Source organism: Amycolatopsis sp. FBCC-B4732 (assembly GCF_023008405.1).
GTDB lineage: Bacteria > Actinomycetota > Actinomycetes > Mycobacteriales > Pseudonocardiaceae > Amycolatopsis > Amycolatopsis pretoriensis_A.
Genome location: NZ_CP095376.1, coordinates 6875163 through 6888364 on the forward strand (window position 1 = coordinate 6875163; position 13202 = coordinate 6888364).

General features: G+C 69.9%; 11 protein-coding genes and 2 pseudogenes. 3 read left to right on the forward strand and 10 right to left on the reverse strand.

The genetic code is table 11. The features are described 5' to 3' along the window. Window positions 1-20 precede the first annotated feature (20 nt). Window positions 21-2504, forward strand: a complete 2484-nt coding sequence (locus tag MUY14_RS30200) for a DNA topoisomerase (ATP-hydrolyzing) subunit A (protein ID WP_247014295.1) — start codon at window positions 21-23, stop codon at window positions 2502-2504. A 46-nt stretch (window positions 2505-2550) separates the two neighbouring features. Here MUY14_RS30200 and MUY14_RS30205 read toward each other — a convergent pair whose 3' ends face one another. The 10 genes and pseudogenes from MUY14_RS30205 to MUY14_RS30250 all read right to left on the reverse strand — a co-directional run bounded on the left by MUY14_RS30205 (window position 2551) and on the right by MUY14_RS30250 (window position 11686). Next, window positions 2551-2808 (reverse strand): hypothetical protein, encoded by a 258-nt coding sequence (locus MUY14_RS30205; protein WP_247014297.1) that lies wholly within the window; start codon window positions 2806-2808, stop codon window positions 2551-2553. Beyond that, entirely contained in the window at window positions 2805-3326 is a 522-nt protein-coding gene (locus tag MUY14_RS30210; protein WP_247014299.1) for a hypothetical protein, read from the reverse strand. Before MUY14_RS30210 ends, MUY14_RS30205 begins: the two co-directional genes overlap by 4 nt. A gap of 40 nt (window positions 3327-3366) precedes the next feature. Then, the gene (locus MUY14_RS30215; protein WP_247014301.1) at window positions 3367-3498 is read right to left on the reverse strand and encodes an acyl-CoA dehydrogenase family protein; all 132 of its coding nucleotides are present in this window, start codon (window positions 3496-3498) and stop codon (window positions 3367-3369) included. A 327-nt stretch (window positions 3499-3825) separates the two neighbouring features. Then, window positions 3826-4634: pseudogene (locus tag MUY14_RS30220) on the reverse strand (SDR family NAD(P)-dependent oxidoreductase). Then, window positions 4634-5473, reverse strand: a complete 840-nt coding sequence (locus MUY14_RS30225; protein WP_247014302.1) for a MaoC/PaaZ C-terminal domain-containing protein — start codon at window positions 5471-5473, stop codon at window positions 4634-4636. Before MUY14_RS30225 ends, MUY14_RS30220 begins: the two are co-directional and overlap by 1 nt. Further along, window positions 5470-5901, reverse strand: coding sequence for an SRPBCC family protein (locus MUY14_RS30230; RefSeq protein WP_247014304.1), 432 nt, complete (start codon window positions 5899-5901; stop codon window positions 5470-5472). The genes MUY14_RS30225 and MUY14_RS30230 overlap by 4 nt, the downstream gene beginning before the upstream one ends. A 10-nt stretch (window positions 5902-5911) precedes the next feature. Next, window positions 5912-7020 (reverse strand): annotated as a pseudogene (locus tag MUY14_RS30235) (lipid-transfer protein). Between the two features lie 51 nt (window positions 7021-7071). Next, window positions 7072-8376, reverse strand: coding sequence for a family 1 glycosylhydrolase (locus MUY14_RS30240; RefSeq protein WP_247014308.1), 1305 nt, complete (start codon window positions 8374-8376; stop codon window positions 7072-7074). Window positions 8377-8541: 165 nt separating this feature from the next. After that, the gene (locus MUY14_RS30245) at window positions 8542-9822 is read right to left on the reverse strand and encodes an RICIN domain-containing protein (RefSeq protein ID WP_247014310.1); all 1281 of its coding nucleotides are present in this window, start codon (window positions 9820-9822) and stop codon (window positions 8542-8544) included. A 31-nt stretch (window positions 9823-9853) separates the two neighbouring features. After that, the gene (locus tag MUY14_RS30250) at window positions 9854-11686 is read right to left on the reverse strand and encodes a glycoside hydrolase family 3 N-terminal domain-containing protein (RefSeq protein ID WP_247014312.1); all 1833 of its coding nucleotides are present in this window, start codon (window positions 11684-11686) and stop codon (window positions 9854-9856) included. Window positions 11687-11840: 154 nt separating this feature from the next. Here MUY14_RS30250 and MUY14_RS30255 point away from each other — a divergent pair, with 154 nt between their 5' ends. Together MUY14_RS30255 and MUY14_RS30260 are read left to right on the forward strand one after the other, a co-directional pair. Beyond that, window positions 11841-12332 (forward strand): DinB family protein, encoded by a 492-nt coding sequence (locus MUY14_RS30255; RefSeq protein WP_247014314.1) that lies wholly within the window; start codon window positions 11841-11843, stop codon window positions 12330-12332. A gap of 25 nt (window positions 12333-12357) precedes the next feature. Next, a complete protein-coding gene (locus MUY14_RS30260) occupies window positions 12358-13125 on the forward strand; it encodes an AraC family transcriptional regulator (protein WP_247014316.1) in 768 nt (255 codons plus the stop codon). Window positions 13126-13202: the final 77 nt, after the last annotated feature.

A 13202-nucleotide genomic window follows, 5' to 3' on the forward strand; every position in this document is an offset into this window, starting at 1 on the left:
AGCTACCAAGGAGTTCTGCCGTGGCACGCCGCAAGGGCACCACCACCAAGGTCGATCCCAGCGCGTTCGACTCCGCCGGCGCGAACGTCTTCGACAACTCGCTGAAGACGGAGATCGAAGACTCGTACCTGGAATACGCGTACTCGGTCATCCACTCGCGCGCTCTGCCGGACGCGCGCGACGGGTTGAAGCCGGTCCACCGCCGCATCCTGTACTCGATGAACGAGAACGGCTACCGCCCGACGCACGCGTACGTGAAGTCGTCCCGCGTGGTCGGCGACGTGATGGGCAAGTACCACCCGCACGGCGACGTCGCGATCTACGACGCGATGGTCCGGCTGGCCCAGGACTTCTCGCTGAACGTCCCGCTGATCGACGGCCACGGCAACTTCGGTAGCCCGGACGACGGCCCGGCCGCTTCGCGGTACACCGAAGCGCGGATGTCGCCCGAGGCTATGCAGCTGGTCGGCGAGCTCGGCGAAGAGACCGTCGACTTCCGGCCCAACTACGACGGTTCGCTGCAGGAGCCGTCCGTGCTGCCCGCGGCCTTCCCGAACCTGCTGGTCAACGGCACGTCCGGGATCGCGGTCGGGATGGCGACCAACATGATCCCGCACAACCTCGGCGAGGTCGTCGCGGCGGCGCGGTGGCTGATCACTCACCCGAGCGCGACGCTCGACAAGCTGATGGAGTTCGTGCCGGGCCCCGACCTCCCGACCGGCGGCAGCCTGCTCGGCCTGGACGAGGTCCGCCGCGCCTACGAGACCGGCCGCGGCGTGGTCCGGATGCGCGCGAACTGCGAGACGGGGCCCCTCGAAGGCAGCCGCGGTCGGCAGGCGATCACCGTCACCGAGCTGCCCTACGGCGTCGGGCCGGAGAAGGTGATCGAGAAGATCACCGACGAGGTCAACAAGTCCAAGCGGCTCACCGGCATCGCCGACGTCAAGGACCTCACCGACCGCGAGAACGGCACGCGGCTGGTCATCGAGTGCAAGGTCGGCGTCAACCCGCAGGCGCTGCTCGCGGACCTGTACCGGCTGACGCCGCTGGAGCAGTCGTTCGGCATCAACAACCTGGTGCTCGTCGACGGCCAGCCGCAGACGCTGGGGCTGAAGGAACTGCTGGAGGTCTTCCTCCGCCACCGCTACGACGTCGTCACGCGGCGCACGAAGTACCGCCGCCGCAAGCGCGAAGAGCGGCTGCACCTGGTCGAGGGCCTGCTGGTCGCCCTGCTGAACATCGACAAGGTGATCCGGCTGATCCGCGAGAGCGAGAACGCCGCGGCCGCGAAGGACGGCCTGATGCAGCGGTTCAAGCTGTCGGAGATCCAGGCGACCTACATCCTGGACACGCCGCTGCGCCGCCTCACCAAGTACGACCGCCTCGAGCTGGAATCGGAGCAGGACCAGCTGCGCGAGGAGATCGCGGAGCTGAGCAAGATCCTCGACGACGAGTCGGTGCTGAAGAAGCTCGTCTCGGCGGAGCTGGCGAAGATCGCGAAGGACTTCCCGACCGAGCGCCGCACGTCCCTGATCGACGGCGACCTGAAGGAGGTCCTGGCGGCGTCGAAGCCTTCGGGCCCGCTGGAGGTCGCGGACGACCCGTGCCAGGTCATCCTGTCGGCGACGGGCCTGGTGGCCCGCACGGCGGCGGAGTCCGAGGAAGCGACCGAGACGCGTCGCCGCAACGGCCGCGTGAAGCACGACGCCGTCTCGGCGGTGGTCCACACCACGGCCCGCGGCCAGGTCCTGCTGGTGACCAGCCGCGGCCGCGCGTTCAAGACGGACGTGCTGCCGTTGCCGGTCCTGCCGGAACAGGCGGGCACGGTCTCCCTGCGCGGCGGCATGGCGGCCCGCGAGCTGGTCCCGCTGGAGAAGGGCGAGACGGTCATCGGCATCGCCCCTCTCGGCGACCAGGCGGCGGGCTCCCCCGGCCTCGCACTGGGCACCCGCGCGGGCGTGGTGAAGATCTGCTCCCCGGAGTGGCCGGTCCGCTCGGACGAGTTCGAGGTGATCAGCCTCAAGGACGGCGACGAGGTCGTCGGAGCCACGTGGCTGAAGGACGGCACGGAGACGCTGGCGTTCGTGTCCTCGGAAGCGTCGCTGCTGAAGTACGCGGCCTCGTTGGTCCGCCCGCAAGGCCTGAAGGGCGGCGGCATGGCGGGCATCAACGTGGGCGCGGGCTCGGTGGTCTTCTTCGGCGCGGTCCGCACGGACGACGACGAACACGGCGAGCCCCTGGTGATCACGGCGACGGGCCAGAGCGTGAAGGTGACGCCGTTCAGCGAGTACCCCCCGAAGGGCCGGGCGACGGGCGGCGTCCGAGCCCACCGCTTCCTGAAGGGCGAAACAGCGGTGCAGGTCGCCTGGATCGGCCCCCGCCCGGCCGCGGCGGCCCGCAACGGCGACCCGGTGGAACTCCCGGAGACCGACGTCCGCCGCGACGGCTCCGGCCACGCCCACCCGGGCCCGGACGTGGTGGGCCACCTGATCGAACGAAGCTGACGCCCGCTCGTGAGTGGGAAACCAGGGTTGGCACCCTGTTTCCCGCTCACGAGCCGGGCCGGGAACGCTTCTTCTGCTCGCGGCGGATCAGGTAACGCCAGAGAGCCGCGAAGAAGAGCCACGTCAGCACGGCACGCGCGGCCGCGCTGATGATGTTCTCCGCGGAGAAGCTCCAGTGGTGCAGGCCGGCCTTCACGAGCAGATCGGCGCCGAACACGATGGCCTGGAGCAGCAGGAAGGGCCACCACACCAGGGTGCGCACGTAGCCGCGGCGCTTGATCGCCTCGACGTCGACGCCTTTCATGCCGGCGAGTCCTCCCGCAGGCGAAGCAGTGCCTTGCTCAGCCGGACGCGTTCGTGGAGGAACACCCCGGCCACGATGACGATCCCGCCCGCGCCGAACAGGCCGACCACGTTGCCGAGCACCGCGTTCAGCGCGCTGAACCCCGCGGCCGGCGCGCAGGCGATGACCGTGCTGCGGCGACGGCGGCGGTGCTGGGCCAGCTGGTAGACCGCGAGGCGCGTCGCCGCCGCGTACAGCCGGGAGTCCGGGGGCACCCGCCCCGAACGGCTGGCCCGGAACTCGGGCCAGGTCAGGTCTTCCGCGCAGGCGCGCCACATCTCGCGTTCCGTGCGCGTTATCGCCGGCCCCAGCACCGCGCCGAACACCGTGCCGGCGCAGAGGCCGGTCAGCACCGAGCCCCACCACGGACCGTCCGGCCACACCACCGTCACGCCGAAAAGCGCCAGCCCGGCGGCGAACAACCCGCCGGTCAGCAGTCCGAGTGCCCAGGCTCGCCGCGCTCCCCCTCGCGTCTCCACCCGTCCATCTTCGGGCGCTCCGGAGCCACCCGCGCGCTGACTACGCCGGACGGCCCAGCCGCCTCAGGTTGCTCCCGGCGTAGATCATCAACGACTTCGCGTCCCGCGCGAGCTGCTCCACCCGGTACTCGGCCACGTACCCGTTGCCCCCGAACAACTGCAGCTGGGCCACTGGAACCGGCCGATCTCCCGGCCCCACAACCGGCGGCTCTTCGCGTACACCACCACCGTGTCCGCGTACGGCCCCGTTCGTGAGGAACGTCGGTCAGGCCCAGCGAAACACCCATTGCAGGCGAAGAGGACGACGACGAAGGAGCCAGCAGCCGGGAAACCGCGTCCGCCGCCATCACGTCCAGCCCGAACGCCGCGTACAGCTTCCGGATGATCTCGTACGGCGGCAGCGAACCGCTCTCCAGGGCGTGCAGGTGCGGCCGGATCGCCTTCGCGATGAAGTCCCGGATCGAATCGCGGACCGGCAGGTCCGTCTCCGACCACTCGATCACGGCAGTCTCGCCGCGATGTCGTCGATCTCCCACGGGCCGTCCGTCTCGATCACCTTGACGTCGTGCCAGCCCGCCAGCTCCGAGATCGCGCCGCCCTGGACCGCGAACACCTTGCCCGTCAGCGGGCACTTCTCGGCAGCCAGGTAGGCCACCAGCGGCGAGATGTTCGCCGGCGAGAACGCGTCGAACTCCCCCTCGGAAACCGGTTCGGCGAAGATCGCCCCCATGCCCGGGGTCGCCAGTGTCAGCCGCGTGCGGGCGATCGGGGCGATCGCGTTCACGCGCACCCCGTAGCGCTCCAGCTCGGCCGCCGCCACCAGGGTCATCGCCGCGATGCCCGCCTTCGCCGCGCCGTAGTTGAGCTGGCCCGCGTTCGGCAGGGTCACGCCGGACGCCGACGCCGTGTTGATCACCGACGCGGACACCGGCGAACCCGCCTTCGACGCGGACTTCCAGTACGTCGCCGCGTGGTGCAGGACCGCCGCGTGGCCCTTGAGGTGGACCGCGATCACGTCGTCCCACTGCTGCTCGGTGATGCCGGCGACGAACGCGTCACGCAGGATGCCCGCGTTGTTCACCACGACGTCACGCTGGAGGTGTTGGCGACCGCCGAACCGCCCAGCTCCCGGATTTCGGACACCACCGAAGCAGCAGGCCCGGCGGAAGAGCCGGTCCCGTCGTTGCCGCCACCGAGGTCGTTCACGACCACGGAAGCGCCTTCCCGGGCGAACAACAGCGCGTGCTCGCGGCCGATCCCGCGGCCCGCGCCGGTGATCAGCGCGACGCGCCCGTCCAGTGACCCCATCAGTTCTCTCCGATCTCGGCGAGGCCGTCCTTGATCACCAAGGTGTCGCCCATGGTCGTTTCGAAGGCGTACGAACCGGAACCCGCCGCCCAGATCGCCGTCGACAGGTCGCGGCCGGGCAGCACCGGCGAGGCGAACCGGACGGCCAGCCGCCGCAGCCGGGTCACGTCGGCGCCCGCGACTTCGGTCAGCACCGCCCACGACGTGAACGCCATCGTGCACAGCCCGTGCGCGATGATCCCCGGCAGCCCGGCCGCCTTCGCGACCTCCTCGTCGAGGTGGATCGGCATCGGGTCGCCGGCCGCCGGGCCGTAGCGGTGGGTCTGGTCGTCGTCGACGTGCTGGCTCACCTTCGCCACCGGCGCCTGCGAGCGCAGGGCGTCGGTGAACCGGTGCGCCGGCCCGAGGGTGCCGCGCTGCTCGCCGGTGTCGAAACCGCGCACGAAGAACGTCACGTGCTGCTCGTTGACCAGCTCCCCGGAAACCGACCGGCATTCGAGGTACACGGTCGCCCGCGTGCCCTTCGGCAGGCCCTCGTAGCCGGTCATCTTGGCGCGCGACACCAGCGCATCGCCGGGCCGGATCGGTCGGTGGAAGCGGAAGTCCTGCTCGCCGTGCAGCACCCGCCCGAACAGCGACGGCGGCACGACCTCCAGCGCCGGCTCCAGCAGCGACTGGAACACCGGCACGATCGCGAACACCGGGCTCGCGACGTCGCACGCGCGGTGGGCCGGGATCGGGTCGTTCGTCGCCGCCGCGTACTCGGCGAGCCGCTCGCGCGTGACGTCGAACCGCACCGGTTCGGTCCACTTGCCGAGCCCGGCCGGGTCGAACTTCACGCGACCAGCGCCTTGAACTTCTCGAGCGACTCGTCGAGGTTCTTCTTCCCGTCCTTCTCCACGGCCTTGCCGAGCGCGCCGACGATCATCTGGCCGGCGAACTCCGCGTCGATGGTCGCCGCCGAGCCGGCCCCGGCCGCCGCCACCGAAAGCGAGAAGCTGATCTTCACCCCGGCCATGCCCGTGCCGGAGATGACCAGCCGGTTCGGGGCGTCGTACTCGTCGACGGTCCACGTGATGGTGTTCGCCATCCCGAGCATGGTGACCACTTCGGACACCTGCGAACCCCGGGAGAACTCCGCGGGGACGTCCCCCTTCCACTTCGTGTGGATGGTCAGCCACTTCTCGAAGTTGTTCGGGTTCGAAAACTCCGCCCACACCTCGTCCGGCGCGGCGGGCAGTTCGACGGTCGCGCTGATCCGGCCCATGGTTTTTCTCCTAAGCTCGCTGGTAGGCGGTGACGACGGCGGCGCCACCGAGTCCGATGTTGCGCTGCAAAGCCGCGCGCACGTCCGGGACCTGGCGCTTTTCCGCGTCGCCGCGCAGCTGCCAGGTGAGTTCGGCGCACTGGGCGAGCCCGGTGGCGCCGAGCGGATGCCCCTTCGAGATCAGGCCGCCTGACGGGTTGACCACCCAGCGCCCGCCGTACGTCGTGTCGCCGGCGTCGACGAGGTGCCCGCCTTCGCCCTCTTCGCAGAGCCCGAGTGCTTCGTAGGTCAGCAGTTCGTTGGCGGAAAAGCAGTCGTGGAGCTCGACGACCTGGAAGTCCGCGGGCCCGAGCCCGGCCTGGTCGTAGACGCGCAGCGCGGCCTGCCGGGTCATGTCGTAGCCGGCGATGTTCTTGGCGCTGCCGTCGAAGGTGCTGCGGAAGTCGGTGGTCAGCGCCTGCCCGGCGATCTCGACCGCGCGCCCGGCGAGGTCGCGGGATTCCACGAAGGACTCGCTCGCCAGTATCGCCGCGCCGGAACCGTCCGACGTCGGCGAGCACTGCAGCTTGGTCAGCGGGTCGTAGATCATCCGCGACGCCAGGATGTCCTCGAGCGAGTAGACGTCCTGGAACTGGGCGTACGGGTTGTGCACCGAATGCCGGTGGTTCTTCTCGCCGATCTTCGCGAAGTGCTCGGCGGTGGTGCCGTGCTTCCGCATGTGCTCCCGGCCGGCGGCGCCGAACATCCACGGCGCCGGCGGGAACAGCACCTCGGAGATCTCGGCGAGCGCCTGGAGGTGGTTGCCCAGCGGCTGTTCGCGGTCGTCGTAGGTCGACGCGAGCGAGCCCGGCTGCATCTTCTCGAAGCCCAGCGCGAGACAGCGCGGTCGAGCCGGTGGAGCAGTTGTTGTTGACGTTGACCACGGGGATCCCGGTCATCCCCAGCTCGTAGACCGCGCGCTGCCCCCGACGTCGACTCGCCGTAGACGTAGCCGACGTAGGCCTGCTCGACGAAGTCGAACGCGACCCCGGCGTCCTCCAGCGCCTTGGTCCCGGCCTCCCGGGCCATCTGCGGGTAGTCCCAGCCTTCGCGCCGCCCGGGCTTCTCGAACTTCGTCATCCCGACGCCGACCCTGCGCCCCCGCACTTTCACGTGAAAGTGCGGCTTGGGCTAGCCCAGGGGGGCGACCGGACCCGGGTAGCGAGCCGGGTCGAGGCAGCTGCCGAGGCCGTCGACGACCGAGCAGAAGCCCGGCGGCCGCACCGGCGTGTACCCGGCCGGGACGCCGTGGCCGGCGATCAGCTGCCGGTAGGCCGCGACGGCGTCGGTGGGCCGCCGGGTCAGCGCCGGGTCACTCGAAGCGTCCACTGTGTACAGCCCGAACCGCGGCTGGTAGCTGCCCCACTCGTAGTTGTCGGTGAGGCTCCAGTAGTTGTAGCCGATGACGTTCATGCCGTCGGCCTTCGCGCGCTGCACCCAGTAGATGTGGTCGCGCAGGTGGTCCGAGCGCGTGTAGCCGTCGGGGCGCGCGTTGCCGTTGTCGGTCGGCATCCCGTTTTCCACGACGTAGAGCGGCAGGTCCGGGAACTTCCGCGCGTAGTACCGCAGGGCGTAGTAGATGCCGTCCGGCTGCGGCGTCACCTTCCAGAACTCCCCGCTCGCCGCGTGGACGGCGCTGAGGTTGTCGAGGCTCGCGCCGTAGTAGTAGTCGAGGCCGGCGAAGTCGAGCTTGTCGCGCACCCGGTCGAGGAACGACGCGTCCAGGATGCCCTGCGCGGCCGGGATGTAGGCGGTGTTGCTGGACACGAGCGCACCCGGGTCCAGCGAATGGATCAGGTCGTAGGCCGCGCGGTGCACCGTCACCAGCCGCGCCTGCGCCCACGGCAGCTTCCACCCGGCGAGCCCGCCGTTGGTGGTTTCGTTCTGCAGGTAGACGGTCGGCTCGTTGATCGTGATCCAGATCGCGCCGAGCCCCTGGTACCGGTCCACGACGCGGCGGGCGTTGACGAGCCAGGCCTCGACGGTGCGGTCGGAATCCCAGCCGCCCTGGTCGGCGACCCAGCCCGGGTAGACCCAGTGGTCGAGGGTGATCATCGGCCGCATCCCCGCGGCCACGACGCGGCGCACGACGTCGTCGTAGTACGCGAGCTCGGTCTCGTCGACCTGGCCGGGGCGCGGCTCGATGCGCGCCCACTCGACACTGAAGCGGAACACGTTCACGCCGAGCTGCTTCGCGCGCTCGATGTCCTCGGCGTAGCGGTGCCGGAAGTCGACGGCGTCGCGGTAGGGCTCCTTGATCGACGACGTCTTCGCCTGCTCGTAGCGGCGCCAGTTGCTGTCGGGCGCGGAGCCTTCCGACTGGTACCCCGAGGTCGCGACGCCCCAGAAGAACGCCGGCGCCGCGACCGCGGGCGCCGCCCCGGCGAGCAGGCCCGCCAGCAGGGCCACCACCACGAAAACCACTCCGCGCCGCATCGCACCCTCCGAGCGTTCATGAAAGAGCTTCATGTTAGCTAGCGGGTGACGCACCGCACATCCCCCGATGGACGGAACACGCGAGCAGTGGAGCGGGGCCCAGACGACGACCGGCGTGGGCGCCCGCGGAAACGCTTTCCGCGGGCGCCCTCCGCACGCCGCGCGCTAGGCGACCTTGAACGACTGCGCGGCGCCGCCGTCACAGGCCGACTGGACCAGCTGGACGGCGTCCGCGGTGGACGCGCCCGGCACGGTCAGGCACTTGCCGCTGTGGCGGGCGACGAAGTGGTAGTACCCGCCGCCCTCCGGCACCGGCTGCCACTGCTGGTTGTTCCCGCCGCTGTAGGACCACAGCTGCAGGCCGGCGTTGTCCGTCGTCGCCACGTTCGTGACGTCGATGACCTCGGCCGGGTTGGTGCGGTTGTCGATCCGGTCGTAGCCACCGCTGGTCGGGGCGAACTGGTACTGCTGCGCGGTGGTCCCGTTGCAGGTGTACTGCTGGATCACGGTGCCGTTGGTGCTGCCCGCGGCCTTCGCGTCGACGCACTTGCCGGACGCCTTGTTCGTCACCGCGTACCAGGCCGCCGGGTCGATCGTGCCGTCCGGCGGCGGGGTGGTCGTGCCACCGCCGCCGAGCCACTTCAGGCCGTCGAGCAGGAACCGGTTCTGGTCGGCGCTCTCGAACGTCGAGGACAGCGCGGTGTTCGTGTCGTAGTTCATCGCGTTGTGGCCGAAGTTCGAGTAGATCATCTTGTAGCTCTTGTTCGTCCACGAGATCGGGTAGTACCCGCTGTACCAGGTCTGGTTCGGGTCGGTGCCGATCGGGAACGTGGACGAGTCCATCGACGCCAGGATGCTGATGTTCGGGTTCTGGCGCAGGTCGTTCTGCCAGGCGTACCACTCGGACGTCGAGGACTTGATGGTCGCCGGCAGGTTCACCGTCGACGGGTGCGTGCGGTTCTCGATCTTCAGCGTCTCCGGCGTCGGGCCCCACGTGTTCGACGTGAAGCGCCCGGTGCCGAGGAAGTCGTTGTGGAACCAGTCGGCGTACGACGGCGTCGAGCTGTCGTTGTAGGCGGTGACGTGGAAGCCGTAGAACGCGCCGCCGGCCTGCATGTACCGCTGGAAGCCCTGGAACTGCGCCTGCGACTGCGGCTGGTCGTCGAGGAACATGACGACCTGGTACTGGCCCGGGGTGATGGTCGTGAGCTGGTTCCAGTTGTTCGTCGCGGTGTAGGTGAAGCCGTTGGCCGCCGCCTGCTGCGGGAACCAGACGTTGGCCTCCTTCTCGAAACTGATGTGCGCGGCGTCGTAGGTGCCGCTGTAGAAGGCGAGCACCTTGAACGGCGTCGCGGCTTCCACGGCCGGGCCGGCGAAGCTGAGCCCGAGGCAGGCGGCGAAGAACGCCAATATCCGGAGCAGCGGGCGGCGGGTTCTGGACGGCATGCGGGGACCTTTCCGTTGGGGGGACGGGGAATCACCAGGGGCGGTGCAGGTAGCGCAGCCCGAAGCCGAAGGGGAACAGCGCGGGCTTGCCGTCACCGACGTTGATCGGCTGCTGGTCGGCGCTGCGCATCCAGGTCACCGGGAGCTTGCCGGTCGGGTTGTAGTCGCCGAAGAGCACGTCGGCGACGCCTTGTCCTTCGCTGCCCGGCAGCCACGACTCGACGAGCCCGGCCCAGTCCGGCAGCTGCGCAGCGATGTCGAGCGGGCGCCCGGACACGAGCACGGCCACCGTCGGCACGCCGGAGTCCTTGAGCTTGCGCAGCGTGGCGAGATCGGTCTCGTCCAGTCCCATCCCTTGTGGACGGTCGCCCTTGCCTTCGGCGTAGGGCGTTTCGCCGATCACCGCGACGGCAACGTCGTAGCTGCCGTCGATGCCGGTGCCGTCCTTGGCGTAGGTCACCGCCGAGGACTTGCTCTCGATGCCCTGCAGGATCGTGGTGCCGGGGATGACCGGGCCGCTGGTCCCCTGCCAGCCGACCGTCCAGCCGCCGGACTGGTTGCCGATGTCGTCGGCGCTCTTGCCGGCCACGAAGATCTTCTCGTGCCGCTTGGCCAGCGGCAGCACACCGCCCTCGTTCTTGAGCAGCACCTGGGATTCCCGGACCGCCTGGCGGGCGAGGTCGCGGTGCTGCTCGCTGCCGATGGTGCCCAGGAAGCGCCGGTCGGTCAGCGGGTGCTCGAACAGGCCGAGCTCGAACTTCTTGGTGAGGATGCGCTTGTTCGCGTCGTCGATCCGGGACATCGGCACGCGCCCGTCCTGGACGAGGGTGCGCAGCGTGTCGATGAACTTCTGCCACTCGAAGGGCACCATCACCATGTCGATGCCGGCGTTGATCGAGGCCTCGACCTCTTCGGGGGTGAACCCGCTCTTGCCGTCGATCTTGTCGACGCCGTTGTAGTCCGAAACGACGATGCCCGAGAAGCCGAGCTCCTTCTTCAGGACGTCGTTGATCAGGTACGAGCCGGCGTGCATCTTGACGCTGTTCCAGCTGCTGTAGGAGATCATCACCGAGCCGACCCCGCGCTGCACCGCGGCCTTGAACGGCGGCAGGTGGATCGCGCGCAGCTCTTGTTCGCTGATCTCGGTGTTGCCTTCGTTGACGCCGCCGGTGGTGCCGCCGTCGCCGACGTAGTGCTTGGCGGTGGCCAGTACCGAACCCGGCCGGTCCAGGCGCGTGCCCTGCAGGCCGGTGATGATCGACGTCATCTCGGTGGCCAGCTGCGGGACCTCGCCGAAGGACTCGTAGGTGCGGCCCCAGCGGTCGTTGCGGGCGACGCACAGGCAGGGCGCGAAGTCCCAGTCGATGCCGGTGCCGGACACCTCTTCCGCGGTGGCGCGGCCGATCTTCTCGACCAGCCGCGGATCGCGCGTCGCGCCGAGGCCGATGTTGTGCGGGAAGACGGTGGCGCCGTAGAGGCCGTTGTGGCCGTGGACGGCGTCGACGCCGTAGATCAGCGGGATGCCCAGCGGCGTGGCGAGCGCGGCTTTCTGGAAGCCGTCGTACATGTCGGCCCAGCTGACGGGCGTGTTCGGCGTCGGCTGCGAGCTGCCCCCGGAGAGCAGCGAACCGAGCCGGCCGGTGGTGACGTCCTCGGGGCTTTTGACCCCGAGGCGTTCGGCCTGCATCATCTGGCCGAGCTTGTCGTCGAGGCTCATCCGGGACATCAGATCGGCGACGCGGACCTTCACCGGTCGCCGGGAATCCTTGTACGCCGGGCCGTTCCCGGCGAGAGCGGTGGTTTCCGAAGCCAGCAGCAGCCCGACGGCGAGCGCGCCGATCCCCAGCCTGCGTCCGAGGCCCATGCCGGTCCTCCTCGTCGAGAGACCAAAATTCACGCCTTGAATTAATGCATAGGCGTTGCCGGTTGGTCCAGACCTCTGAGTGAACTCGGGTGCCGCTGAGCGGGATCGTTGGTTGCGGTCAGTATCTGACCTAATTCGCTTCTACGGTGTGCCCATGACACGCGAAACCGACGAACTGCTCGCCCTCCTCGCCGAGGTCCGCAAGCGCTTGCTGATCCCGGTCCGGGACCTCTCGGACGCCGACGCGGCCCGCCGCACCACGGTCAGCACCCTCACCCTCGGTGGCTTGATCCGCCACCTGGCGACGGGCGAACGCCTCTGGCTCGAGATCCTGCGCAAGGGCGACGGCGAGCTGCCGGAGGGGATGCTGGACACGGCGCAGTACTCGATGAGCGAAACGCTGTCGTACTGGCTGAAGGAGTACGCGACGGCCACCGCGGAGACCGACGCGTACGTGGCTTCCCTGCCGTCGTTGGACGTCGAGGTGCAGTTGCCGACGACGCCGTGGTCCCCGCCGGAGCCCCAGTTCTGGTCGGCACGGCGGATCGTCCTGCATCTCATCCACGAGACGGCCCAGCACGCGGGTCACGCCGACATCCTGCGGGAGTCCCTGGACGGCGCGAACTCCACGGCCCAGCTGGCGTGACCGGCCGGGCGTAGGCTGGCGGCCGATGCCGGAAACCCGCCACCGCAGGCCCGAAGGCCGCACCCCCGAGGGGAAGGGCTGGCTGCCGCACGGCTTCCACCTCGGCACCCACCGCCACGCCGACGGCCAGCTCGTGTACGCGGCCGCCGGCGCCTTCGCCACGACGACCGAACGCGGGACCTGGGTCGCCCCGGCCAACCGCGTCGCGTGGACACCGCCGGGGTTCGACCACTCCCACCGCTGCTACGGCCGGACCGACTTCCGGCTCGTCGTCATCCCGGCCGACCTGTGCGGCGAGCTCGCCGGGCACCCCAACGTGTTCGCCGTGAGCCCGCTCCTGCGCGAGGTCATCCTGGCGCTCACCGACCCGCGGGAAAGCCGCCCCGGCGCGCACCGGCGGCTGCGCGCGGTGGTGCTCGACGAGCTCGCCGGGCCGCCCGAGCTGGCCCTGCACCTGCCGGAACCGCGGGACGACCGGCTGCGCGCGGTCACGGGTCTCCTGCACGCCGATCCCGCGCGAACCACGACGCTGGCCGAACTGGGCCGGACGGCCGGGGCGAGCGAACGCACCCTCAGCCGCCTGTTCCAGGCCGAGCTCGGGATGGGCTTTCTCCGCTGGCGCACCATCCTGCGCATCCACCACGCCCTGGTCCACCTCACCGAAGGCCGGTCGGTCACCGCCACCGCGACGGCGTGCGGCTGGTCCAACCCGTCGAGCTTCATCGACGCCTTCACCGAGGTCGTCGGCCAGACGCCGGGCCGCTACCAGGCCGGGCTGGACCGGCGGCGCTAGTGTCCTGAGTCTTGATCTCGTGGTCAGTGCCTGAAGTGCCGTGACGCCGACCCACGACTACGTGCGGCACGGCACCA

What these genes read in the sequence shown, in the direction of transcription:
- MUY14_RS30205 (WP_247014297.1), bottom strand. Translation starts at nt 2,808, where the DNA reads ATGAAAGGCGTCGACGTCGAGGCGATCAAGCGCCGCGGCTACGTGCGC.
- MUY14_RS30230 (WP_247014304.1), bottom strand. Translation starts at nt 5,901, where the DNA reads ATGGGCCGGATCAGCGCGACCGTCGAACTGCCCGCCGCGCCGGACGAG.
- MUY14_RS30240 (WP_247014308.1), bottom strand. Translation starts at nt 8,376, where the DNA reads ATGCGGCGCGGAGTGGTTTTCGTGGTGGTGGCCCTGCTGGCGGGCCTG.
- MUY14_RS30245 (WP_247014310.1), bottom strand. Translation starts at nt 9,822, where the DNA reads ATGCCGTCCAGAACCCGCCGCCCGCTGCTCCGGATATTGGCGTTCTTC.
- MUY14_RS30250 (WP_247014312.1), bottom strand. Translation starts at nt 11,686, where the DNA reads ATGGGCCTCGGACGCAGGCTGGGGATCGGCGCGCTCGCCGTCGGGCTG.
- MUY14_RS30255 (WP_247014314.1), top strand. Translation starts at nt 11,841, where the DNA reads ATGACACGCGAAACCGACGAACTGCTCGCCCTCCTCGCCGAGGTCCGC.
- MUY14_RS30260 (WP_247014316.1), top strand. Translation starts at nt 12,358, where the DNA reads ATGCCGGAAACCCGCCACCGCAGGCCCGAAGGCCGCACCCCCGAGGGG.